This is a genomic window from Arthrobacter sp. TE12232, assembly GCF_054062615.1.
Map to the genome: position 1 here is coordinate 1,889,554 of NZ_JBSSFK010000001.1, position 21,748 is coordinate 1,911,301.

Consider the following 21,748-nt stretch of genomic DNA (forward strand, 5'->3'; position numbering starts at 1 on the left):
CTCCCGCAGATCCTGAGGGAGGATCGAAACGGGGGCCGGTTAGCCCGTGTTGCGTAGCCCGGCGGCGACGCCGTTGACGGTGATCAGCATGGCGCGCTGGAGTCGCTCGTCGATCTCGGCGCCGGAGATGCTCGCCCCGGCCTCGGCCCGGACGCGGCGCAGGAGTTCCACCTGCAGGTAGCTGATCGGATCGAGGTACTGGTCCCGGATCTCCAGTGAGCGCTTGAGGGTGGGCTGGGCGTCGAGGATCACGTGCTCGCCGGTGAGGTTCTGAATTTCCGCCACGGTCAGCTCATACTCTGCCCGGATGGTGTGGAACAGGTGGTGCAGTTCCTCCGGCACCAGGGTGGAGACGTAGTAGCCGGCAATGTCCATGTCCGTCTTGGCCAGGGTCATCTCAACATTGGAAAGCACGGAGCGGAAGAAGTGCCAGCCCTCGATCATCTCCTTGAGCTGGGCCGAGTTTCCGGCCTCCCGCGCGGCTTTGAGGCCGGAGCCGACGCCGAACCAGCCCGGGACGATCTGCCGTGACTGCGTCCAGCCGAAGACCCACGGAATGGCCCGCAGGCCCTCAAGGCCGGCGCCGGAATCGGGCCGCTTGGACGGGCGGGATCCGATGTTCAGCGACCCCAGCTGCTCCACCGGGGTGGAAGCCATGAAGTACGCGGGCAGGTCGGGGTCGTCAATCAGCGTGCGGTAGCGGGCAAACGCGGCGTCGGAGACGGTTTCCATGACGTGGCCGTAGCGCACGCGCTGGTCCTCGGAGGTCCGCGGCGCACGGTGCAGCGCCGAGCCCTGCATCACCGCGGCGAGGGAGAGTTCCAGGTTTTCGCGGGCCAGTTCCGGCAGGGAGTACTTGTCCGAGATGACCTCGCCCTGCTCGGTGAACTTGATCTCCCCTTCGAGCACACCGTTGGGCTGGGCCATGATGGCGTCGTAGGTCGGCCCGCCGCCGCGGCCCACGGAGCCGCCGCGGCCGTGGAAGAGGCGCACCCGGACGCCGTGCTTCGCCGCCACGTCCCGGAGCTTGCGCTGGGTCTTGTAGATTTCCCACTGGCTCGTCATGACGCCGGATTCCTTGTTGGAGTCCGAATAGCCGAGCATGATTTCCTGCACATCGCCGCGCAGCCGGACCAGCTCGCGGTAGGACGAATCCGAGAGCAGCCGGTCCACGATCTCGGCCGAGGCGCGCAGCTCCTCCACGGTCTCCAGCAGCGGGGCGAAGCCGATCTTGGCGTACGGCGCCTCGCCGAAGAGGCTGACCAGGCCGGCCTCGCGGGCCAGAACGGCCGCGGCCAGGACGTCGTCCGCGCCGCGGGTCATGGAGATGATGTAGGTCTCGATCACGTCGGGGCCGTAGGTGCGCAGGGCGCGCCGGATCTCCCGGAAGACGTCGTACGTGCCGTCGGCGACGCCGTCGAGCTTGATCGGGTGGCCCGAGAGCGGGCGCCGGGACGCGAGTTCGGAGCCCAGGACCTCAAGCCGCTCGGCACGGCTGAGCTCCGCGTACCGGACACCCGGGCCGCCGAGGCGGTCCATCAGCTGCCCGACGGCGTCATGGTGGTGGTCGGCGTGTTCGCGGATGTCGAGGGTGGCCAGGTGCAGGCCGAAGGAGGCGATGGCGCGGCGGACCCGGGACAGGGCGCCGTCGGCGGCAAGCGCGGCGTGGTGGTTCCGCAGCGAGCGTTCCAGCAGGCCGAGTTCGGCGAGGAGCTCGGCGGTGGCGACGTAGTCGCGGCCGGGCTCGTGCGCGGATCCGGCGGCGACCCGACGGCCGGTGTTGATCAGCTTGGCCTTGATGCAGGTCAGCTTCAGCCGGTACGGCTCCTGCGCGTTGAGCTCGAGGACACGGCGGTCCAGGCCGGGCAGGTTCTTGAGGTCGACGTCGATCGAGTCCAGGAGTTCCTGGTCCGCCCCGGCCAGCGCGGTCGAGTTGGACAGGATGGAGATCAGCCCGTCGATCAGGCCGATGCTGATCCGCACGGCGTGCTGGTTCTGGATCTGGAGGATCTCGCGGGTGACCGCGGCGGTGACGTTGGGGTTGCCGTCGCGGTCGCCGCCGATCCAGGAGCCGAAGCGGATCGGCGCCTTCTGCGTCGGCAGCGTGACGCCGTGCTCGGCGAGCAGCTCGGACAGGTCCGAGAGCATTTCCGGCATGGCGTCGCTGAGGATGCCGGTGAGGTAGTAGATGGCGTTCCGGGCTTCATCGACGGGGGTCGGCCGGACCTGGCGGAGTTCGTCGGTCTGCCACATCTGGTCGATCACTTCGGACAGGTGACGGTCCTGGCGTCGGCGCGCGGACGTGCCCTCCGCCGTCGATTCGGCAAGGATGTCCGAGAGCCGGCGGATCTTGTCCAGCACCGAGCGGCGGGAGGCCTCGGTGGGGTGCGCTGTGAAGATGGGGCGGACGTCGAGTTCGTTGACGACTTCCTGCAGCACGGAACTGCCGGCCTGGTCCGCGATCTCAACGACGGCTTTGGCGAGCCAGCCGTCCTTTTCCTGCCGGCTGCGCAGCCCGCGGACCCGGTGGACCTGCTCGGCGGCGTTCGCCAGGTGGAAGTAGAACGCGAAGGCGCGGACCAGGTCGGTGGCCTGCTCGAGCGGCAGGGAGCCGAGCAGTTCGCGGACCTGGGCGACGACGTCGTACGAGCTCCACGGCCCGGTGGCGTCGGCCCCGCCCCGGGCGGCCTCCTTGGATTCCTTGGTCAGCAGGCGCACCTGCTCGACGAGGTCCAGGAGCTCGGGCCCGTGCTGGCGGACCAGGGATTCGCCGAGAAGGGTGGAAACGCGGCGGACGTCGGCCCGGAGTTCGGCCGCAAGATCGGTGTCGGAATGCATTGCAGTGTCAGCCATGGAAACTATCTTTCGAGGGTTCGACGTGGCTCGTACACTGCGCTGGATACTGTGAGCCGGATTACTTCTTCCCATGGGATGTTACCCGGAGGCACTCCCGTCCGGAATTCCGTCTCAGATAGTGTCAGTCCCCTCCGGGACCTACCGCGCGATCTTGAAGTTGAACTCGCCCGTGCCCAGCGCGCCCCAGATCCGCAGCCAGATCGGCAGGATCATTTCCGCCCCGCGGGCACTGGTGATGTCGCCGAGGTCGATCACGTCGCGGTGGCCGAGACTCTTGAGGATCCCGGTCACTGCGGCTTTGGCGTCGGCGTCGTTGCCGGAGACGAACACCGAGTGCTCGCCGCCGGCCACCCGCGCGGGATCCACCATCACCGAGGCCGTCATGGTGTTCAGCGTCTTGACCACCTTGGCCTCGGGGAAGGTCCGCTGGATCTGCTCGCCCAGGCTGTCCGTGTTCACCGGGTTCAAGGACGGCGGCATGCCCTGCGAAAAGTCCAGCGGGTTGGCGATGTCCATGATGACCTTGCCGGCGAGGTTCCCGGAGCCCGCAGCGGTCAGGGCTGCCAGGGAACCGCCTCCGTTCGTGGCGTTGACGACCAGTTCGGCCCCGGCCGCGGCGTCGGCAAACGCGGCGACGCCGACTCCGGAGTTCGCGGCGTGCCATTGGGCGAACGGCGGTGTGCCCATCATGTCCGGCTCGGTCCGGGCAAGTGTCGCCTGCGGGTCGCGGGTGCCGATCACGACGTCGTGCCCCAGGCCTGCGAGTGCGCCGGCAATCGTGCGCCCCACCATGCCGGTTCCCAGTACTGCAATCTTCATGGCATCCTCATTCTGAATCAGTGGAGTAGACAGGTTCGTCTACGTGTGGGCAAGACGCTATCAGACAGACCTGTCTACGGCAATAAAAAAGGGCACCTTGGGCGCCGGGAATCGATCGACTGACAAATATTGAAATATGTCAGCTGTCCGCGGTAGTCTCTCTCCATGACTACTTCTCCCCTCGGCCCCACCCGCACCCTGGGCTCCAGGGGCCCCGCCACGGCTCCCATCGGCCTCGGACTGATGGGCATGTCCGATCTTTATGGACCGGCAGACGACGCCGAGAGCGTCGCCACGATCCATGCCGCCCTCGACGCCGGCGTGACGCTGCTGGACACCGGGGACTTCTACGGCATGGGACACAACGAAATGCTGCTGCGTGATGCGCTCCGCGGCCGCCGGCGCGAGGACGCCCTGATTAGCGTGAAATTCGGCGCACTGCGCGACGCCCGGGGCGGATGGAACGGCGTGGACACCCGCCCCGCCGCGATCAAGAACTTCCTGGCCTACAGCCTGCGGCGATTGGGTACAGACTACGTTGACATTTACCGGCCCACCCGCCTCGATCCGACCGTCCCGGTGGAAGAGACCATGGGGGCCCTGGCCGGACTCGTGAAGCAGGGCCTCATCCGCCATATCGGCCTGTCCGAAGTGGGCGCCGAAACCCTGCGCCGCGCCAACGCCGTCCACCCGGTCTCCGATCTCCAGATCGAATACTCCCTGATTTCCCGCGGCATCGAACAGGACATCCTGCCGACGGCCCGCGAACTCGGTATCGGCATCACCGCCTACGGCGTACTGTCCCGCGGCTTGGTATCGGGTCACTGGCCCGCGGCCGGCACCGGAAACCGGCGCGATTTCCGGGCCCACCTCCCCCGATTCTCCGGCGAGAACCTGCAGCGAAATCTCGAACTCGTCGAACGGCTGCGCGGCATCGCGGACCGCAAGGGCGCGACCGTCGCCCAGCTCGCCATTGCTTGGGTCCTGTCCCGCGGCGAGGACATCGTCCCCCTCGTCGGCGCCCGCCGTCGCGATCGGCTCACCGAATCGCTGGGAGCGGCCGACCTGGTCCTCTCCGGCGAAGACCTGGCAGCGATCGAGGCCGCCGTCCCGGCCGGCGCCGCCGCGGGCACCCGCTACGACGCCGGCCAGATGGCCTGGCTCGACAGCGAACGCCGGTGACGCCTGCCGTCGCCGTCCTGACGGAGGAGCGCATCCTCGACGCCGCCGAAGATGTGCTGCGGCGCTTCGGGCCGGCCAAGGCCACAGTGGTGGACGTTGCGAAGGCCCTCGGCGTCAGCCACGGCACCGTGTACCGGCACTTCCCCACGAAGGTGGCGCTGCGGGACGCGGTGGCCCGGCGCTGGCTGGACCGTCTCGTGGAGCCGCTGGATCCTGCCCGGGATACGAACGGCCCGGCCGCGGAACGCCTGCTCCGCTGGCTGGAACGCCTCGCGGCCATCAAACAGGGCTTGGCACTAAATGATCCCGAGCTGTTTGCCACCTTCAGCCAGCTGACCGCCGAGGCGCGGGAAGTCGTGGCGGCCCACGTCGACCATCTGGCCGCCATGATCACTGAGATCATTGCCGACGGCGTCAGCAGCGGCGAGTTTGTGGTGACGGATCCGGTCACGGCCGGCCGTGCCGTCCTGCACGCGACCGCACGGTTCCACCACCCGCTGCACGCGGCGGAATGGGCGGATCCGGCCGTCGGCTCGGAGCTGCACGAGGTCTGGCGGCTGCTCGTGCAGGGCCTGGCCGCACGCCCATAGGCTGGCGACAACACGGGGCAGGCTGGATGCTACATAAAGGACGAGCCGGGCATAGACAGACTTGTCTGTGTACGATTGTGACATGACGTCGCCAGCAGCCACCGCCCCGCCGGCTGCCCGGACCCCCGCCGGGCAGGCCCGGGAGAAGATCCTGGCCACGGCCTTCCGCCTCTTTTATGCGCAGGGACTCCGGGCCGCCGGCATCGATACGATCATCGCCGAGTCCGGCGTCGCCAAAGCCACGTTCTACAAGTACTTTCCGGCCAAGGACGACCTCATCCTGGCGTATCTGGAGAGGGTCGACGGCGTCTGGACCGGGCAGCTTCACGCCGCAGCCGAAGCCGCCGGGGAAGACCCCGCCGCGCAGCTCGTGGGCCTGTTCGATGCCCTGACCACGGCCTGCCGGCGCGACGGCTACCGCGGCTGCGCCTTCATCAATGCGGCCGCCGAGTCGGCCTCCGGCACCAGGGTCCACGACCGGACCGTGGCCCACAAACAGCAGATCCGCGCCTGGATCAGGGATCTGGCCGTGCGCGCTGGCGCGCACGACCCGGACCAGCTGGCCCGCGGCCTGACCCTGCTGCTCGACGGCGGGCTGGCCAGCGGGGTGCTCGACGGCGACCCTGATGCGGCCGCCGCGGCCGGCGCCGCGGCGGCCCAGCTCGTGGCAGCCAGCCTCGAAACTCCACCCACCCCCAACTGACTCGCAGCAGTGGCCGTTTTGAGGCGTCAAAGCGACCCCTGATGCGTGCTAGTTGTGCCGATACCTCTGGAAGTGCCCATGATCACTCCTGAACCAGGGACTCGTTCGAAGCCCACACCTGATTCCATGCCCGCAACTGATCCAGCGAAGGATCCCCAGCTCGCCCGCTGGCAGCGCTTCCGGAACAGCCGCAACGCGGCCCTCGTGAGTGAGCACGGCTGGCTGACGCTGACGTCCTTTCAGTGGCTGGAGGACCGTCCGTCCGCCGTCGAGCTCGCCCCGGGGCTCTGGTCCACGGACGGCAGGGCGGCCCGCCTCACCGCCGCCGCGCCCGAGGGCCTGACCCTCGTGGAGACCGGCGAACCCGTGGACGGGACCGTCAGTGCCGAACTCGCCGACGAGGAATCGTTGATGTGGGTGCAGTACGGCGGCGACGACGGCCGTCAGGTAGTGGTGGAACTCGCCATGCGGGCCGGCAAGTACGCCATCCGCACGAGAGACTCCCAGTCACCGGTGTTCACCGGGTTCGACGGCGTGCCCACCTTCGACTTCCGTCCGGACCTGGTGATCGAGGCCCGGTTCGTGCCCTATCCGGAGCCCGTGGACGTGCCGATCGGCACCGCCAACCCGCTGGTGGACGGGATCCACCGCTCGGTCGGCGAGCTCGTCTTCCGCCTTCCGGGCTCGGAACACGAGTTCCGCCTGCAGGCGGAGGAGGAGAAGCTCGGCGCCCTGACCGTGACGTTCCACGACGAAACCAACGGGGAATCAACGGACGAGTGGCGCAAGGTCTCCACCGCAAAACCCCGGCCAGATGGAACGGTGATCCTGGACTTCAACCGGGCCATCAACTACCCCAGCGCCTTCACCCCGTACGGCACGTGCCCCATGCCGGTGAAGAACAACAGCCTGGACTACCGGATCGAGGCCGGCGAGAAGGAGCCCGGACTCTTCTAAACGGTCTTTTAGACGATCGCGGACACCCCGGTGATGGCCCGCCCCGTAATCAGTGTGTTGATCTCGAACGAGCCCTCGTAGGTGTAGATCGCCTCGGCGTCGGAGAAGATCTTGGCCATCCGGTAGTCGGTGACGATCCCGTTGCCGCCCAGCAGGGACCGGCCCATCGCCACGGTCTCGCGCATCCGGGCGCTGACGTAGGACTTCGCGAGCGCCACCTGCGGCATGTCCGCGGCACCCTGGTCCTGCAGCTGTGCGATCCGGACCATCATGCCCATGCTGGCCACGGCATTGCCGAGCATGGTCACCAGCTGCTGCTGGACCAGCTGGAACTTCGCAAGCGGCCGGCCGAACTGCTGGCGTTCGACGGCGTACTGCCGGGCGACGTCGAACGCCGCAAGCTGCTGCCCTACCGCCTGCCAGGCCACCATGATCCGGGAACCGCGCAGGAGCTCGTTGGTGTCCTCGAAGCTGCTGATGCCGGCGAAGCGGTCCGCCTCGGCCACGCGGACGTCGGTGAAGACGATATCCGCGTTCTGCACGGTGCGCAGGGCGATCTTGTTCTCGATCCGGCTCCGGCTCACGCCGGGCAGGGTGGCGTCGACGATGAAGCCCCGGATGCCGCCGTCGGCCTCGTCCCGGGCCCAGACCAGCATGTAGTCGCAGAACGTCCCGTTGCCGATCCAGCGCTTGGCGCCGTTGAGCACCCAGACGTCGCCGCCGCCGGCCTCGACGCCGGGAATCCGCCGGGCCCGGGTCTCCATGCCGCCAGCGACGTCCGAACCGTGGTCCGGTTCGGTGAGCGCAAAGGCACCCGTCGTGCGCAGGTTCGCCGCGTCGTCGAGCAGGCGCGCCTTCTGTTCGTCCGAGCCGAAGCCGAAGAGCGACTCCACGAAGAGGTCATGATGGACCAGGAAGAAGGTCGCGAGCGAGGTGTCCACGCGGGTCATCTCGGCGATGACGATCCCGGCGAACAGGTTGCTGTAGCCGCGCTGGGCGGGGGCGCTAAGCTCCAGGGCCGCCAGCTTGGGCAGGATATGGGCCGGGAACTCGGCCTTGTTCCACCAGTCCGTGGCGAACGGGGCGACCTCGGCCGCCAGGAACTCCCGCAGCTGCGCCAGTTTGGCCTGCTCCGCGGTGCTGAGCAGGGATTCGTAGTCGAAGAAGTCCGCCGCGGGCAACCCCGCCACAGATGCCACTGCCGCAGCCGGTGCTGCCCCGGCGGCCGGCCCGGTCCGGGTCATTTCGGGCCCATCCGGATGGCGCCGTCGAGGCGGATGGTCTCACCGTTGAGCATGGCGTTGTCCACAATGTGCGCTGCGAGGTTGGCGTATTCGGCTGGACGGCCCAGCCGCGAGGGGTGCGGCACCTGCTGGCCCAGGGAGTCCTGCGCCTCCTGCGGCAGTCCGGCCATCATGGGGGTCTCGAAGATCCCCGGCGCGATGGTGACCACCCGGATGAGCGAGCGCGCGAGTTCGCGGGCGATCGGCAGCGTCATGGCGGCCACGGCGCCCTTGGAGGCGGCGTAGGCGGGCTGGCCGATCTGGCCGTCGAACGCGGCGACGGAGGCGGTGTTGATGATGACGCCGCGTTCGGGACCGCCCAGTTCCGTGCTGACAGGCTCGGTGGCGGCCATCGCGGCCGCGGCCAGGCGGATCACGTTGAAGGTGCCCACGAGGTTGATCTGGATGACGCGGTTGAAGGTCTCCAGGGGCAGCACGCCCTCGCGGCCCAGGACCTTGCCCGGGGTGGCGATTCCCGCGCAGTTCACCGTGATGCGCAGCGGGCCCAGGGCGACGGCGGCGTCGACGGCGGCCTGCACCTGCGTTTCGTCGGTAACGTCGGCGGGGACAAAGACGGCCGTGCGGCCGCGTGCCTCAGCGCCGCCAGTGGACGTGCCACGGTGAGCGGAAGCGGTGAGTTCGGCGGCAAACGCGGCCCCGGCGGAGCCCGGCAGATCCACGAGCACCACCGATGCGCCGGCGTCGAACAGGCGCCGGGCCGTGGCAGCTCCGAGACCGGAGGCCCCGCCCGTAATCAGCGCGACAGTACCCTTGATGTCCATGCATCCTCCTTGATGTGGAACCGAACCCCGGCCGCGAAGCCTCGACGCGGGCGCCGCCTGCAGCAGCGGCCCGCCGGGAACATTAGTTAGTGAATGTTAACTGGAACGCCGGCATTCCGCACCTTTGCCCGCGCCCCACGGAACGATTCCACCGCACGCCTGCCGGCACGATTGCACTGCGACCTCGACTGCACCCCCGGAGGCCGCCGTCACGAACGGTGTCCGGGCAGGTCCCGCGATTAGGCTTGAACCATGACCCGAGCCGACGCCGCCCCCAACTGGTCCTTCCGCGCGGACGAGGCCGCCCGCTCGGTGACCAGGCTCTTCGGACAGCGGCTCTTTTTCCTGCCGGGGACCCACATCGGAGCAATCCTCCGGCCCTCGGGCCGGCTCAAGAGCCTGTCCCGGCCCTGGCACTACTGGTGGCAGGCGCACTACCTGGACTGCCTCGTGGACGCCGGCCGCCGGGAGCTGGGCTCGTCGGGGCATCCGGGCGCCAAGTTCGACGGCGAGAACCGGCCCAGCGCCGGCAGGCTCGCCTCCCGGCTCGTCACCGGGATCCGGCTCCGCAATTTCCTCACGGTGGTCAATGACTACTACGACGACATGGCCTGGCTGGCCCTCGCCACGCTCCGGCTGGACAGGCTCGCCGAGGACTCCCGCAAACGCACCGGCCGGGAGCGCAACGCCAAGGTCCTGCAGAGCCTGACGCTCCAGTTCGACGCCGCTTCCACGGACGATCTGGGCGGCGGCACCTTCTGGAGCAAGAAACGGGACTTCAAGAACACGCCCGCCACCGCACCGGTGGCCCTCTACTACGCGCGGACGGGCAACCGGGCCAAGGCCCAGGCGCTGCTGGACTGGCTCGACGCCCGGCTCTACGCGCCTGAACAGGGCCTGTACCGGGACGGATTGCGGATTTCCGGCACGGGCGAAGCGGTACTGGAAGAGACCATCTACACCTATAACCAGGGGCCCGTCCTCGGCGCCCTGCTGGAACTCGGGGGCGCGGCGAACCTCGAGCGGGCGGCCGCGCTGGTGGAGGCCGTGGCGCGCAGCCTCACGCAGCCGGCGCCGCTGCTGGGCCGAAGCGCGGCGGTGTTGCGCTGCGAGGGAACGGGCGACGGCGGACTCTTCACCGGGATCCTGGTCCGATATCTGGCCCTTGCAGCCCTAAACGAGGGCCTTCCGGCCGAAACCCGGGCCACGGCGGCGACCCTCGTAAATGACACCGCCCAGGCCCTCTGGGAGGGCCGGCGGATTCTCCCGGCCCACGACCGCCTCGCCCGCGGGGGCAGCCATCTGGTCTTTTCCAACCGCACCGAACTGCCGGCGCGCCGCAGCTATCCGGAGGGCGCCGCCGTCGAGCTCTCCACCCAGCTGCAGGCCTGGATGATTCTGGAGGCAGCCGCATCGATTGCCCCGGCACACGCCCCGTAGGCCGCCCCGACGCCGGCGCTAATTACGTCACGCAATAGTTTCGTAATTCATGTGATCCTGATCACTTAACGCGTTCTCAGGTTGGTTGCTTAGGTTTGGCTAACCTACAGTCTTTCTTAGTGAGCATGCCCTAACTTCCCCGCTCACGGGGGTCAGGGCACCTACGACGACTTCCTTGCAGAAAGTAGCCCCATGAAGATCCGCACCAACGCACTGGCGGGCATCGCCCTGGCCGCCACTGCCGCCCTGGGCCTGGCCGCCTGCGGCTCCGGTTCATCCTCCCCGGCCGGCAGCAGCGCAGCCGCCGGCGGCACCCCGTCGGGTGAGATCACGGTCTATAACGCCCAGCACGAGTCCCTGACCAAGGAGTGGGTGGACGCCTTCACCGCGGAAACCGGCATCAAGGTCACCCTGCGCCAGGGCGACGACACCGAGATGTCCAACCAGATCGTCCAGGAAGGCCAGGCGTCGCCGGCGGATGTCTTCCTTACTGAGAACTCGCCCGCCATGGCCCAGGTGGAAAACGCCGGCCTCTTCGCGGACGTGGACAAAGCCACCGTGGACCAGGTACCCGCCGAATTCCGCCCCTCCACCAACAAGTGGACCGGCATCGCGGCACGCTCCACCGTGCTGGTCTATGACAAGAACAAGATCAGCGCGGACAAGCTGCCCAAGTCGATGCTGGACCTGGCCAATCCCGAGTGGAAGGGCCGCTGGGCCGCCTCGCCGTCGGGCGCCGACTTCCAGGCAATCGTCTCGGCCCTGCTGGAGCTCAAGGGCGAAGCCACCACCCAGCAATGGCTCAAGGGCATGAAGGAAAACTCCAAGGCCTACAAGGGCAACAGCACGGCCATGAAGGCCGTCAACGCCGGCGAAGTGGACGCCGCCCTGATCTACCACTACTACTACTACGGCGACCAGGCCAAGACCGGCGAGAACTCCAACAACGTCACGCCGTACTACTTCAAGAACCAGGACCCCGGCGCCTTCGTCTCCGTCTCCGGCGGCGGCGTGCTGAAGTCCTCGAAGAACCCGGCGGCCGCCCAGGCCTTCCTGAAGTTCATCACCGGCAAGAAGGGCCAGGAAGTGCTCCAGAAGGGCACGTCCTTCGAGTACGCCGTCGGCTCGGGCGTCCCGTCCAACGAAAAGCTCGTACCGCTCAAGGATCTGCAGGCACCCACCGTGGATCCGGCCAAGCTCAATTCCGCCAAGGTCACCGAACTGATGACCCAGGCAGGGCTGCTGTAACGGCAGTGACTAACAAGCTGGCGGTCCCAGGTCCATCCGGTGATTTGACGACTGACACGACGACGGCGGGCAGGGTCAAGCGACCCCGCCCGCCTGTCGGCGTCTCTGCTGTGTCCATCGTGGCGGTGCTGATCGCCTTGTTCTCCCTGGTGCCGTTGGCCTACGTGATCGTCATGACGGCCGCCACCGGGTGGGACACCGCCGTCTCCCTGATCTTCCGCCCTCGGGTGGGCGAACTGCTGCTGAACACTGTGCTCCTGACCGTGGTGACGGTGCCCTTGTGCCTGATTCTGGGCGTGGGCGGCGCCTGGCTCGTGGAACGCACCAGCCTGGTGGGCCGGAAGTGGTGGGCTGTGCTGCTCGCGGCCCCGCTGGCCATCCCCGCCTTCGTCAACAGCTACGCCTGGGTTTCCGCGGTCCCCTCCCTCGGCGGGCTGTGGTCCGGGGTCCTGATCGCCACCCTGTCCTATTTCCCCCTCGTCTACATCCCGGCCGCCGCGACCCTCAGCCGCCTGGACCCGGCCATCGAACAGTCCGCCGCGTCCCTCGGCCTCGGCGCCTGGCGCGCCTTCTTCCGCGTGGTGCTGCCGCAGCTGCGCATCGCCATGACCGGCGGAGGGCTGCTGGTCGCGCTGCACCTGCTGGCCGAATACGGGGCCTTCGCGATGATCCGCTTTGACACCTTCACCACCGCGATCATGGTGCAGTACCAGTCCACCTTCAACGGCACCGCCGGGAACATGCTCGCCAGCGTCCTGGTCTTCCTGTGCCTGATCCTGCTGCTCGTGGAGGTCCGCAGCCGCGGCAGCGCCCGGTACGCCAGGATCGGCTCGGGTGCCCAGGCGCGCGCCTTGCGGCTGCCCCTGCACGCGTATCAGGTCCCCGCCCAGCTGTCCCTGATCGCCCTCACTGCGCTGGCGTTCGGCCTGCCGCTGACGTTCGTGCTGCGCTGGGTCATCGCCGGCGGGCCGGATGTCTGGGCCGCGGAGGAGTTCATGCCGGCCCTGCTGCAGACCCTCGCCTACGGCATCGCCGCGGCCGTGGTCACCACCTTGGTCGCGTTCCCCATGGCCTACCTTGCCGTGCGGCGTCCGGGGTGGTTCAGCAAGTCCTTGGAGCTCTCCAACTACATCACCAGCTCCATGCCGGGGATTGTGGTGGGCCTGGCGTTCGTGACCGTAAGCATCCGGATGCTCCCCAACATGTACCAGACCTCGGGACTCCTGATCGCGGCCTATGTGCTGCTGTTCCTGCCCCGGGCCCTGGTGAACCTCCGCTCCGGGCTGGCCCAGGCGCCGAAGGAACTCGACGAGGCCGCGCAGGCGCTCGGCAAGCCGCCCCTGCTGGCGTTCCTCCGTGTGACGCTGCGCCTCACGGCCCCCGCCGCTGCCGGCGGCGCGGCACTGGTGTTCCTAGGGATCGTCAACGAGCTCACGGCCACTCTCCTGCTCTCCCCCAACGGGACCCGCACGCTCGCCACCGAGTTCTGGAGCAAGAGCAGCGAGATTGACTACGCCGGCGCCGCTCCGTATGCGCTCCTGATGATCCTGATCTCGGCGCCCATGACCTACCTCCTTTTCCAGCAGTCCAAGAAAGTGGCCGGACAGTGACCGATTTTTACCCTCCGCACGAGGCACCCTCCCGTCTCCCAGAGCCGCGGATCGCGGCGTCCGTGGCGCCCAGCACCAACAGCCACCTGGAAATCGACGCGGTCACCAAGAACTTCGGGCCCCAGGCGGTACTCAAAGGCGTCAACCTCTCCGTCGCCAAGGGCGGAACGACGGCGATCGTGGGACCGTCCGGTTCCGGCAAGACCACCCTCCTGCGGCTGATCGCCGGCTTCGAACACCCCGATACCGGCACCATCTCACTCAACGGCAGCAAGGTGGCGGGAGAGGACGCCTGGGTCCCGGCCCACAAGCGCCACGTCGGCTACGTGGCCCAGGACGGCGCCCTGTTCCCGCACTTGACCGTGGGCCAGAACATCTCCTTTGGCCTGGACAGCGGCAAACTCCCCGGCGGACGCAGCGGCGTCAAGGCGCGGGTGAGCGAACTATTGGAAATGGTCTCGCTGGACCCGTCCACGGCCAAGCGCCGCCCACACCAGCTCTCCGGCGGCCAACAGCAGCGCGTCGCGCTGGCCCGGGCGCTCGCCCGCGAGCCCGAGCTCATGCTCCTGGACGAGCCGTTTTCCGCCCTGGACGCCGGCCTGCGGGTGGCGACCCGCCGCGCGGTGGGCCAGGTCCTGAAGGACGCCGGGGTCACTACGATCCTCGTCACGCACGACCAGGCCGAGGCGTTGTCCTTCGCCGACCAGGTGGCCGTGATGCGCGGCGGCAAGCTGGCCCAGATCGGCAACCCGTTCGTCGTCTACACACGCCCGGCGGACCGCGCCACCGCGGAGTTCCTCGGTGACGCCGTCATCCTGGATGCCTGGATGGAAGGTTCCCTGGCCACGTGTTCGCTCGGCGGGATCCCCGTGCGACGCCCGCCGGCGCAGGGCCGGGTCCAGCTGATGCTCCGGCCGGAGCAGATCCGCATTTCCGAGGACGGCCCCATCCGCGGCACCGTGGTGGACACCGACTACTTCGGCCCCGAGACCACCGTCCGGCTCCAGCTCCCCGTCCCGCCGGTCCTTGCCGCCGGCGCCGTCCCGGACCACCGCTACCCCGGCGGCGGGGAAATCATCACCATCCGGCACTGGAACGCCTCCATCGCACGCCCCGGCACCGAGCTGAGGCTGCGCGTGGTGGGCGAGGCCGTGGCGTTCCCGATGGACGACGCGCCGGTCCAATAGGACATTGAGCCCTCCGTGGGCCGCGGCATAGGGTGGGCGAATGACTGTTCAGCCAGGCCTGCACCGCCAGCACTGCTCCGTTGCCGCCCCGACGCAGCTGTGGCTCGATCCCGACGGCCGCCTGGCCGGCGAGTCCAACCCGCCAGGCGCCAGGCAGTCCGGTCAGTCAGCCGGGCAGTCCGGCGATCCGGCCGGCGGGTCCACCGATCCAGCCGGGTTCACCGGGCTCCTTCACGGCGACACCCGGATGCTCTGCCGCGCCCTCGTACGTGTCAACGGCCTGGAGCCAGAACCGGCCACCGTCGAGACCCAGCCCGGCGGCGTGCTGCGCGTGCGGGGACTCGTCCGGGGCATCCCGGGGCCCACAGAAGATCCCGCCGTCGAGCTTGTCCAGACTTGGACCGTGACGCCCGGAGTGGTGCGGCATGCCCTGCAGCTGCGCACGTCACTGGATTCCCTCGACGTCGAGATCGACGTTGAGCTGGCCGCCGACTTCACCGACATGGCCCAGATCCGGCTCAGCCGCTTTCGCGACGCGTCCGCGCCGGTCTCGGCCGACCAGTCGGCGTTACGCTGGCGGGAGGGCGGGAAGAGCTTCGCGGTGGCGGCGCCCGGTGCTGTGACCCCGGAGGGCCGGCTCGCCTGGCGCGGGAGCCTGGGCCGGGGCCGGCCGTTCGAGGCCGAATGGCAAGCCGTTCTGACCGACGATGACGACGCCGTGGTGGCGGCGCGGCCGCCCGCCCCGCGGCCGTCGCGGACCGGACCGGCCGGGGCCCTGGGCCTGCTCCTGGACAACTCCCTGGATGAAGTGGCCGGGCTCCGGCTGGCCACCCGCCAGCTTCCGCACGCTCCTTTCATCGCCGCCGGGGCGCCCTGGTACTTCACACTGTTCGGGCGCGACTCGCTGTGGGCGGCGCGGCTGCTGCTGCCGCTGGACACCGGGATGGAGACCGGGCTTGCCGCGGGCACGCTGCGGGCCCTGGCGGCCTTCCAGGGCACTCGGACTGACCCTGCGGCTGCCGAGGAACCCGGCAAGATCCTGCACGAGCTGCGCTCCAAGGAACTCGTGCTCGAGAGCCAGGGCCTGCGCCTGCCTCCGGTGTACTACGGCGCCGTGGATTCCACCCCGCTGTGGCTTTGCCTGCTCGGTGAACTCTGGCGTGCCGGGCCGGACGACGCCGTTATCCGGTCGCTGCTGCCGAATGCGGCACGCGCCGCGGACTGGCTGCTCGCCGCCGGCGCGGGAGCGGGCAACAACGCCGGGTTCCTTAGCTACCGGGACGCGACCGGGCACGGCCTGAGCAACCAGGGCTGGAAGGATTCCCGGGATGCCATGCAGTTCCGCGACGGCCGGCAGGCGGAGGGGCCGATCGCCCTATCCGAGGTGCAGGGCTACGCGTACCAGGCGGCCCTGCAGACGGCCGAGCTGTTCGACGCCTACGGGGAACCCGGTGGCCCGGCGCTGCGGGACTTCGCTGCCGGCCTCCGGCTCAGGTTCCGGGAGCGCTTCTGGGTTGACGACGACGCCGGGCCCTTTCCGGCCATGGCCCTGGACGGGCACGGGGTTCCCTTGGACATCCCGGGCTCGAATATGGGACACCTGCTGGGCACGGGCATCCTGGATGCGGCCGAAGCCCGGATCGTGGCTGACCGGCTGGTGAGCCCGGAGCTGTTCTCCGGCTACGGCGTGCACACGATCTCCCGGCGTGCTGCGGGGTTCTGGCCCTTCAGCTACCACTGCGGATCCGTGTGGAGCCACGACACCGCCATCGCAATCCGCGGCCTCCTGGCCGACGGGTTCATCCCCGAGGCACGGAACCTGGCCGATGGCCTGCTCGGCGCGGCAGCCTCGTTCGGGCACCGGCTGCCGGAGGTGTTCGCCGGGGTGCGGGCCGAGGACTCGGGGGTCGCGGTGCCCTACCCGGCGTCGTGCCACCCGCAGGCGTGGTCCTCAGCCTCGGCGGTGGTGATCGCCCAGGCGATGGGCGTCGGGCTCTAACAGCCCGTCTTCTGACGGGTACTCCTGCGCCGCGTACGCCGGAGCCGGCATTGCCGCCTGCGCGGCCGGGACGGCCGGCGCCGGCAGCCGGGCGGCCCTGGCGGTGCGCAGCCCGTCGGCCAGGATGACGGTCCCGGTGACGGCGAGCGCCAGGCCGATGGAGGCGAGCACGTCCGTCAGCCAGTGATAGCCCAGGTAAAGCCGGCTGAAGGCGACCACCAGCGTCCCCGCGGCCGCGGCCGCGAAGCTGAGGGCCGACGTCGTTCGTTTGCTAGTCCGCGTGCCGCGGCCCGTCACCAGCAGGTAGCTCAGAACGCACAGGAAGACGCCTGCGCCGAACGTATGGCCCGAGGGGAATGACAGGGCGTCGTCCGGGCCAAGCATGAAATCGCTGGCGGCAGGCCGGGGGCGGGCGACGTCGTGCTTGATCAGAGTGGACACTGCAAGGGCTGCCGCCATGGCACCGACCAGCAGGGCCGGACGCCAGATTTCCCGTTTCCACGCCGCCCATGCCAGGGCCAGCATGCAGCCGATCACGGTCATCCACAGTGGCGACGTCACCGTGGTCACGGCCGTCAGGATGGAGGTGGCCAGCGGGTCCCGGGACGCCACGAGCCCGTCGTGCACGGGCCCGTCCAAGGCAGCGGCACCGCTGTTCGACTGCACCGCGGCAAGCATGGTCCAGAAGATCGTCTCCCCCGCGACCAGCAAGCCCGCGGCCACGAAGAAGAGCCGCCGCTGGGACGGCAGCGGCGGGCGGGCGGAGGGTCGCGGAGCACGCTGGGCAGGGAGCATCGCTCCATCCTGCCAGCGGCAACTACCCGTAACCCGGACGGTTTCTGGGAGTTCTCTGGGATCCGCGGCGGGGGCCGCCGTTACTCTTCCCGGGGCCGCTTGGTCTGCGGGTACGGCGTTTCGAACCGGGCGAGCATCTCCACGAACCCGGCGATCTTCCTCTCTCGCGTAGCGGCCTGCTTAACCTCGTTCGTGCGATAGATCAGGGCATACCGGTTCACCGAGGTCAGGACCTCGAACATTGCCTGCGCCCGGGGCTCCGCCGCGATGGCCGCGGCGAGGTCTTCCGGGACCTCTGCCGTGGCCGCGCCCGAATAGGCGGCTTCCCAGCGCCCGTCCGCCTTGGCGCTGAGGACGGCGGCCTGTCCGGCCGGGGCCATCCGCCCCGCCGACTCGAGTCGTTCAACCCGCTCCACGTTCCGCGCGGACCACACGCTCTTGGGTCCGCGCCGTGTCATCCGCTGGTAGGAGCTCTCCTCGTCCCGCCGTCGGCCCTGCCCGTCGATCCAGCCAAAACACAGCGCCTCCTGCAGCGCAGCCTCGTAATCCAGCTCGGTCACCGAGCCGCCTTTCTTGTGCAGCACCAGCCATACGCCGGGGCTCTGCGCGTGATGCCGCTCCAGCCAGGCACGCCACGCGGCGGCATCCTTGACCAGCAATTCCTCCAGTTCAACAGCCATGGCCCTATTGTGCCCTTCGGACCTGACCACAAGTGCCGCTTTGGTGGGACGATATCCCTGCGAACCGAAACCCGTGACCACCCGAGGAGCAACGATGCTGCGCGTCCGCCCGATCCACTTCACTTCCCGCCTTGATGAATGGGAGCGGCTGCTCACCGATCTGGGCCTAGTCAAGACAGTAGACGAGCCCACCTGGCGGGTGTTCGACGCCGGTTCCGGCCGCCTCGCCCTTCACTTCGTCGAGCAGGGCTCCGCAGAGGACGGCACCACATCCTTCGGCGTCGAAGTGGGCGATCTGAAGGAATTCGCCCGGCGGACCACGGAGGCGGGGGCGCAGGGCGGTCCCGGCCCGGCCGGCGGCACCACCGCGGAACTCATCGAAGCGGACCACGGGTCTTCCTGCCGTATCACCGCTGCCGACGGTTTCACTTTCCTCGCGGACACGGCCACGCGCGATGCCGACGGCAGCTGGGGCGGGTCGGCGGAAGCGGACCCGGGCCTCGCCGTCGTCGGCGTCTGGTTCTCCGAAAACGCCGTTGCGGCGGCGCAAACGCTGCGCGATATCGGTGCCCGGCCCCGGCCGGTCCCGGGCAGCGGCGCTGACACAGCGGAGTCCGAGGCGTTCACGGCGAAGAACGGCGGGATCTTGATGGTCGGTGCAGGCGCCGGGACCGCGCGTGCCGGCTTCGGCTTCGAATACGCCGGCGACTTTGACGCCCTGCATGAGCGGCTGAACGAGGCGGGTCACGAGGCGGCGGTCATTGAGGAAGCTGCCATCCCGACCCTGCACGTGGTCAACCCCGATGCGGACGGAGTGGCCGCCCACCCGCCGCTCTGGATTTCCGCGGCACCCGCGGAGGGCTGAGCGCGGCAGGACCCTATGTGCCGGATCCCGTCCGCGCGGTGCACCTACCTGGGGCACAAACAATATCCCCGATCTGAGGCGCGGCGCGGGGAACGGGTCAGGGATGGGGTAGAACTTAACCATGAATGTGCGCACCCCTGACCCGAATCCCGGCTGGCTCTCCGACGACGACTTGTTCGAAGCGCGGGGAAGGCTGCCGATGGTCTACGTCGAGGCCGTTCCGGTCCGGCTGGATCCGCTGGGGTTTGTTAACGAGGTCGGCACCCTCCTGCAGGCCGACGCGGACGGCACCATGGTCCGCTCCCTGGTTTCGGGCCGCGTGCTCTATCGCGAGACCATCCGCGCCGCGCTCCTCCGCCACATGGAGAAGGACCTGGGCCCGCTCGCCTTCCCGCAACTGCCGGTCAGCCCCGTGCCGTTCACCGTGGCCGAGTACTTCCCGTCGCCGTCGCACACAGGCTTCACCGATGACCGCCAGCACGCCGTCGCCCTGGCGTACATCATTCCCGTCACGGGAGAATGCTCCCCGCGGCAGGACGCCCTGGAGCTGACCTGGATGACCCCGCAGGAGGTCATGAGCTCGGACGTGCAGCTTGAATTCAGCGGCGGCCGCGGTGCCCTGATCCGGCAGGCGCTGGCTTTCGCGGGAGTCGGCAACTAGCCGGTTCCCCTGGGTCCGGCGCCGCCCCGGGGACGCTCGGGGCAACAGCAGCGTCCCCGACTTCGGGCACCTGATTTTGTAGACTGTTGGGCGGACTGCAAGAGAACTTTAAGGACTCCCGATGACCCACCCGCCAGCCTCCCGGAACCACAGTGAACTTCAGGCTGGATCTCTACGGGCCGGCGATCACCTGATTCTGCCCGATGGAAACCGCTCCGCCGAGGTCCATCAGGTGGACGTCGAAACCGACGATTTCGGCACGCCCGCCATGGTTCTGGCGACCCTCAGCGGCGGCGGTGTGCTGCGGATCGCGGCAGGATCAACGGTGAGGATCACCGAGAACGCGGAGGAAGCGGAGACGGCTGAGATTGACGCGGAGGACACGACGGCGGCCGCGGAGTTCACTGATTTCGCGGCCGCCGGCACCGCCGATACAGCACCCCCGAATACAGGTTCCGCTACTTCCGATGCCAGCGCATCCGACGCCGATGCCTCCGACGCCGGCACGGCCCCCGCCCCGGGCCAGGAGGGCTCCGAGGCGGCGGCGCCCGGCGTCGTCGTTCCTCCGCTGCCCCTGGTGCCGCCCGCGGTGAGCGGACCCAGCGAGACGGAGCTGGCGCTCATCCCGGCGCCGGACGGCACACCGGAATCCGTGGTGGAGGCCGTGGCAGAGGCCCATGCGGGCGCCGTCGGCGTGCTCCTGCTCAGCGAACGGCTTGCCAAGGGCATCAACACCAAGTCCGGGAGCTGCCTGAAGGACCTCAGCGACCTCGCCCACGAGCTCTTCGTCATGCTCAAGGACGCCGAAAACGCCCTGGCCGTCGCGGACCTGCTCAACGTCCTGCCGTTCGACGGCAACCCTGGCCGCTGGGCCTCGGTGGAGGCGTCCTTGGCGCTCTCCAGCTACATTTGCCGCCAGCTGGGGCAGGACGAGCGCGCCGGAATCTACGAGAAATTCCTTCGCGCGCCGGAGGCCATGGAAGCAGACCCGTTCAAGGCCAGGATCAACGCCAAGGTGCGTCAGCGCTCGCTCAACGAGCCCAATCTGTACGACAAGGAAATTTTCCGCTCGATCGACAACTCCAACCCTGATGCGGAACGCGAATGGCGGCTGCTCCGGCTCGAGGCGCTCCTGTTCCTGCGCGCGCACGGCGGCTCTGAAACCATCGGCGCCGCCGAGCTGGAACGCCGGATCGGCAACGAGCTGGAATCCGTCCGCCCCTAAGGGCCTCGCGATCGTTCCCATCCGGTCCTGCCGGTCTTCTCCGGTCCCAGCCGGTCCTGCCCACCCGTTCGCCCTACCCGTTCGCCCCTACCCGTTCGGGGCCTGGCGTTGTAGATTCACCCCATGACGAACAATCTGAGCGTTGTGATCAATTCGGACGCGCAGCAAGTTTGGACCATGCTGCGCGAACCCGCCAGAATCGCCCAATGGCACGGCTGGAACGCCGATGACCAAGAGGCCGAAATCAACGAAATCTACTTCGGCCCCAATGTGGTCGAAGGCGCGGACCACACCTCCCTGGTGGTCGACGGCGGAGACGTCTTCACCTTGAAACCTGTCCCCACGGGCACGGAAGTCAGCGTCACCCGGGCGGCGATCGACCACAATTCCGAATGGGCCGCGTGGGACGAGGACATCACCCAAGGCTGGCTGACCTTCCTCCATCAGTTGCGCTTCGCCTTGGAACGGCACCCGCACGGCAAACGCCGGACCTTCTTCTTCTCCGTGCCCGGCACCGGCGGCTCGGCGATAGAAAACCTCGGGCTCAGCGACGTCCCGGCGCCCGGGGACACGTATTCGCTCACCCTGCCCACGGGCGAGGAGATCTCCGGCAAGGTCTGGTTCCGCAGCAATCACCAGGTGGGCCTGACGGTCCACAACTACGCCGAGCACGGCGAGGGCCTGCTGATCGTGGCGGACCAGCCCGCCATCGCGGACGTCCGGCCCGACGGCGGATCCCTGGCGATCGTCTCCACCTATGACCTCGGGGCCCACCAGCTGGACGCGATCCGCAATTACTGGGACAAATGGCGGGCTGAGAACTACCCCACATCGGATCCCGTCCACTAAGGCTTAGGCCGCGTTAG

Annotated in this window: 19 protein-coding genes; 13 read left to right on the forward strand and 6 right to left on the reverse strand. The window is 68.8% G+C overall.

What is annotated here, in order from left to right:
* Positions 1-39 precede the first annotated feature (39 nt).
* Both ppc and ACVWZ7_RS08310 read right to left on the reverse strand, forming a co-directional pair.
* Positions 40-2,853, reverse strand: a complete 2,814-nt coding sequence (gene ppc, locus ACVWZ7_RS08305; protein ID WP_344362851.1) for a phosphoenolpyruvate carboxylase — start codon at positions 2,851-2,853, stop codon at positions 40-42.
* A 141-nt stretch (positions 2,854-2,994) separates the two neighbouring features.
* Entirely contained in the window at positions 2,995-3,675 is a 681-nt protein-coding gene (locus tag ACVWZ7_RS08310) for an NADPH-dependent F420 reductase (protein WP_456507566.1), read from the reverse strand.
* Positions 3,676-3,840: 165 nt separating this feature from the next.
* Between ACVWZ7_RS08310 and ACVWZ7_RS08315 the strand changes: the two genes are divergently transcribed.
* From ACVWZ7_RS08315 to ACVWZ7_RS08330, 4 genes are all read left to right on the forward strand, one after another.
* Positions 3,841-4,857 carry an aldo/keto reductase gene (locus ACVWZ7_RS08315; protein WP_116767093.1) on the forward strand — a complete coding sequence of 339 codons (1,017 nt, stop codon included), beginning with the start codon at positions 3,841-3,843 and terminating at the stop codon, positions 4,855-4,857.
* Positions 4,854-5,447, forward strand: coding sequence for a TetR family transcriptional regulator (locus tag ACVWZ7_RS08320; RefSeq protein WP_456507567.1), 594 nt, complete (start codon positions 4,854-4,856; stop codon positions 5,445-5,447). Before ACVWZ7_RS08315 ends, ACVWZ7_RS08320 begins: the two co-directional genes overlap by 4 nt.
* A gap of 82 nt (positions 5,448-5,529) precedes the next feature.
* Positions 5,530-6,150: a TetR/AcrR family transcriptional regulator gene (locus ACVWZ7_RS08325; protein WP_116767095.1), complete on the forward strand. Its 621-nt coding sequence runs from the start codon at positions 5,530-5,532 to the stop codon at positions 6,148-6,150.
* 126 nt (positions 6,151-6,276) lie between these two features.
* Positions 6,277-7,107 carry a DUF1684 domain-containing protein gene (locus ACVWZ7_RS08330; RefSeq protein ID WP_456507568.1) on the forward strand — a complete coding sequence of 277 codons (831 nt, stop codon included), beginning with the start codon at positions 6,277-6,279 and terminating at the stop codon, positions 7,105-7,107.
* A gap of 8 nt (positions 7,108-7,115) precedes the next feature.
* Here ACVWZ7_RS08330 and ACVWZ7_RS08335 read toward each other — a convergent pair whose 3' ends face one another.
* Together ACVWZ7_RS08335 and ACVWZ7_RS08340 are read right to left on the reverse strand one after the other, a co-directional pair.
* The gene (locus ACVWZ7_RS08335; RefSeq protein ID WP_456507569.1) at positions 7,116-8,351 is read right to left on the reverse strand and encodes an acyl-CoA dehydrogenase family protein; all 1,236 of its coding nucleotides are present in this window, start codon (positions 8,349-8,351) and stop codon (positions 7,116-7,118) included.
* Positions 8,348-9,172: an SDR family NAD(P)-dependent oxidoreductase gene (locus ACVWZ7_RS08340; protein WP_344362833.1), complete on the reverse strand. Its 825-nt coding sequence runs from the start codon at positions 9,170-9,172 to the stop codon at positions 8,348-8,350. The genes ACVWZ7_RS08335 and ACVWZ7_RS08340 overlap by 4 nt, the downstream gene beginning before the upstream one ends.
* Before the next feature lie 252 nt (positions 9,173-9,424).
* Between ACVWZ7_RS08340 and ACVWZ7_RS08345 the strand changes: the two genes are divergently transcribed.
* The 5 genes from ACVWZ7_RS08345 (at position 9,425) to ACVWZ7_RS08365 (ending at position 16,656) form a co-directional block, all read left to right on the forward strand.
* Complete coding sequence (locus ACVWZ7_RS08345) at positions 9,425-10,612, forward strand: glycoside hydrolase family 76 protein (RefSeq protein WP_456507570.1); 1,188 nt, start codon at positions 9,425-9,427, stop codon at positions 10,610-10,612.
* A 192-nt stretch (positions 10,613-10,804) separates the two neighbouring features.
* Entirely contained in the window at positions 10,805-11,860 is a 1,056-nt protein-coding gene (locus ACVWZ7_RS08350) for an iron ABC transporter substrate-binding protein (protein WP_456507571.1), read from the forward strand.
* A 110-nt stretch (positions 11,861-11,970) separates the two neighbouring features.
* Positions 11,971-13,470 carry an ABC transporter permease gene (locus ACVWZ7_RS08355; RefSeq protein WP_116767101.1) on the forward strand — a complete coding sequence of 500 codons (1,500 nt, stop codon included), beginning with the start codon at positions 11,971-11,973 and terminating at the stop codon, positions 13,468-13,470.
* Between the two features lie 50 nt (positions 13,471-13,520).
* Positions 13,521-14,657 (forward strand): ABC transporter ATP-binding protein, encoded by a 1,137-nt coding sequence (locus ACVWZ7_RS08360; protein WP_456509085.1) that lies wholly within the window; start codon positions 13,521-13,523, stop codon positions 14,655-14,657.
* Positions 14,658-14,697: 40 nt separating this feature from the next.
* Entirely contained in the window at positions 14,698-16,656 is a 1,959-nt protein-coding gene (locus ACVWZ7_RS08365) for a glycogen debranching N-terminal domain-containing protein (protein ID WP_456507572.1), read from the forward strand.
* Here ACVWZ7_RS08365 and ACVWZ7_RS08370 read toward each other — a convergent pair.
* Together ACVWZ7_RS08370 and ACVWZ7_RS08375 are read right to left on the reverse strand one after the other, a co-directional pair.
* Positions 16,609-17,451, reverse strand: coding sequence for a phosphatase PAP2 family protein (locus ACVWZ7_RS08370; RefSeq protein ID WP_344362817.1), 843 nt, complete (start codon positions 17,449-17,451; stop codon positions 16,609-16,611). The genes ACVWZ7_RS08365 and ACVWZ7_RS08370 overlap by 48 nt on opposite strands.
* A gap of 80 nt (positions 17,452-17,531) precedes the next feature.
* Entirely contained in the window at positions 17,532-18,131 is a 600-nt protein-coding gene (locus ACVWZ7_RS08375) for a YdeI/OmpD-associated family protein (RefSeq protein WP_456507573.1), read from the reverse strand.
* A 94-nt stretch (positions 18,132-18,225) separates the two neighbouring features.
* Here ACVWZ7_RS08375 and ACVWZ7_RS08380 point away from each other — a divergent pair, with 94 nt between their 5' ends.
* From ACVWZ7_RS08380 to ACVWZ7_RS08395, 4 genes are all read left to right on the forward strand, one after another.
* On the forward strand, positions 18,226-18,996 hold the full coding sequence (locus ACVWZ7_RS08380) for a VOC family protein (RefSeq protein ID WP_456507574.1): 771 nt from the start codon (positions 18,226-18,228) through the stop codon (positions 18,994-18,996).
* A gap of 121 nt (positions 18,997-19,117) precedes the next feature.
* Positions 19,118-19,657 (forward strand): NUDIX hydrolase family protein, encoded by a 540-nt coding sequence (locus ACVWZ7_RS08385; protein WP_091255041.1) that lies wholly within the window; start codon positions 19,118-19,120, stop codon positions 19,655-19,657.
* A 121-nt stretch (positions 19,658-19,778) separates the two neighbouring features.
* Positions 19,779-20,882, forward strand: a complete 1,104-nt coding sequence (locus ACVWZ7_RS08390; RefSeq protein ID WP_456507575.1) for a DUF6707 family protein — start codon at positions 19,779-19,781, stop codon at positions 20,880-20,882.
* A gap of 123 nt (positions 20,883-21,005) precedes the next feature.
* Positions 21,006-21,731 carry an SRPBCC domain-containing protein gene (locus tag ACVWZ7_RS08395; protein ID WP_456507576.1) on the forward strand — a complete coding sequence of 242 codons (726 nt, stop codon included), beginning with the start codon at positions 21,006-21,008 and terminating at the stop codon, positions 21,729-21,731.
* Positions 21,732-21,748: the final 17 nt, after the last annotated feature.

Coding starts and splice junctions, on each gene's coding strand:
- ACVWZ7_RS08395 (WP_456507576.1), top strand. CDS start 21,006: ATGACGAACAATCTGAGCGTTGTGATCAATTCGGACGCGCAGCAAGTT.
- ACVWZ7_RS08330 (WP_456507568.1), top strand. CDS start 6,277: ATGCCCGCAACTGATCCAGCGAAGGATCCCCAGCTCGCCCGCTGGCAG.
- ACVWZ7_RS08335 (WP_456507569.1), bottom strand. CDS start 8,351: ATGACCCGGACCGGGCCGGCCGCCGGGGCAGCACCGGCTGCGGCAGTG.
- ACVWZ7_RS08365 (WP_456507572.1), top strand. CDS start 14,698: ATGACTGTTCAGCCAGGCCTGCACCGCCAGCACTGCTCCGTTGCCGCC.
- ACVWZ7_RS08345 (WP_456507570.1), top strand. CDS start 9,425: ATGACCCGAGCCGACGCCGCCCCCAACTGGTCCTTCCGCGCGGACGAG.
- ACVWZ7_RS08390 (WP_456507575.1), top strand. CDS start 19,779: ATGACCCACCCGCCAGCCTCCCGGAACCACAGTGAACTTCAGGCTGGA.
- ACVWZ7_RS08310 (WP_456507566.1), bottom strand. CDS start 3,675: ATGAAGATTGCAGTACTGGGAACCGGCATGGTGGGGCGCACGATTGCC.
- ACVWZ7_RS08370 (WP_344362817.1), bottom strand. CDS start 17,451: ATGCTCCCTGCCCAGCGTGCTCCGCGACCCTCCGCCCGCCCGCCGCTG.
- ACVWZ7_RS08350 (WP_456507571.1), top strand. CDS start 10,805: ATGAAGATCCGCACCAACGCACTGGCGGGCATCGCCCTGGCCGCCACT.
- ppc (WP_344362851.1), bottom strand. CDS start 2,853: ATGGCTGACACTGCAATGCATTCCGACACCGATCTTGCGGCCGAACTC.
- ACVWZ7_RS08380 (WP_456507574.1), top strand. CDS start 18,226: ATGCTGCGCGTCCGCCCGATCCACTTCACTTCCCGCCTTGATGAATGG.
- ACVWZ7_RS08315 (WP_116767093.1), top strand. CDS start 3,841: ATGACTACTTCTCCCCTCGGCCCCACCCGCACCCTGGGCTCCAGGGGC.
- ACVWZ7_RS08375 (WP_456507573.1), bottom strand. CDS start 18,131: ATGGCTGTTGAACTGGAGGAATTGCTGGTCAAGGATGCCGCCGCGTGG.
- ACVWZ7_RS08340 (WP_344362833.1), bottom strand. CDS start 9,172: ATGGACATCAAGGGTACTGTCGCGCTGATTACGGGCGGGGCCTCCGGT.
- ACVWZ7_RS08385 (WP_091255041.1), top strand. CDS start 19,118: ATGAATGTGCGCACCCCTGACCCGAATCCCGGCTGGCTCTCCGACGAC.
- ACVWZ7_RS08325 (WP_116767095.1), top strand. CDS start 5,530: ATGACGTCGCCAGCAGCCACCGCCCCGCCGGCTGCCCGGACCCCCGCC.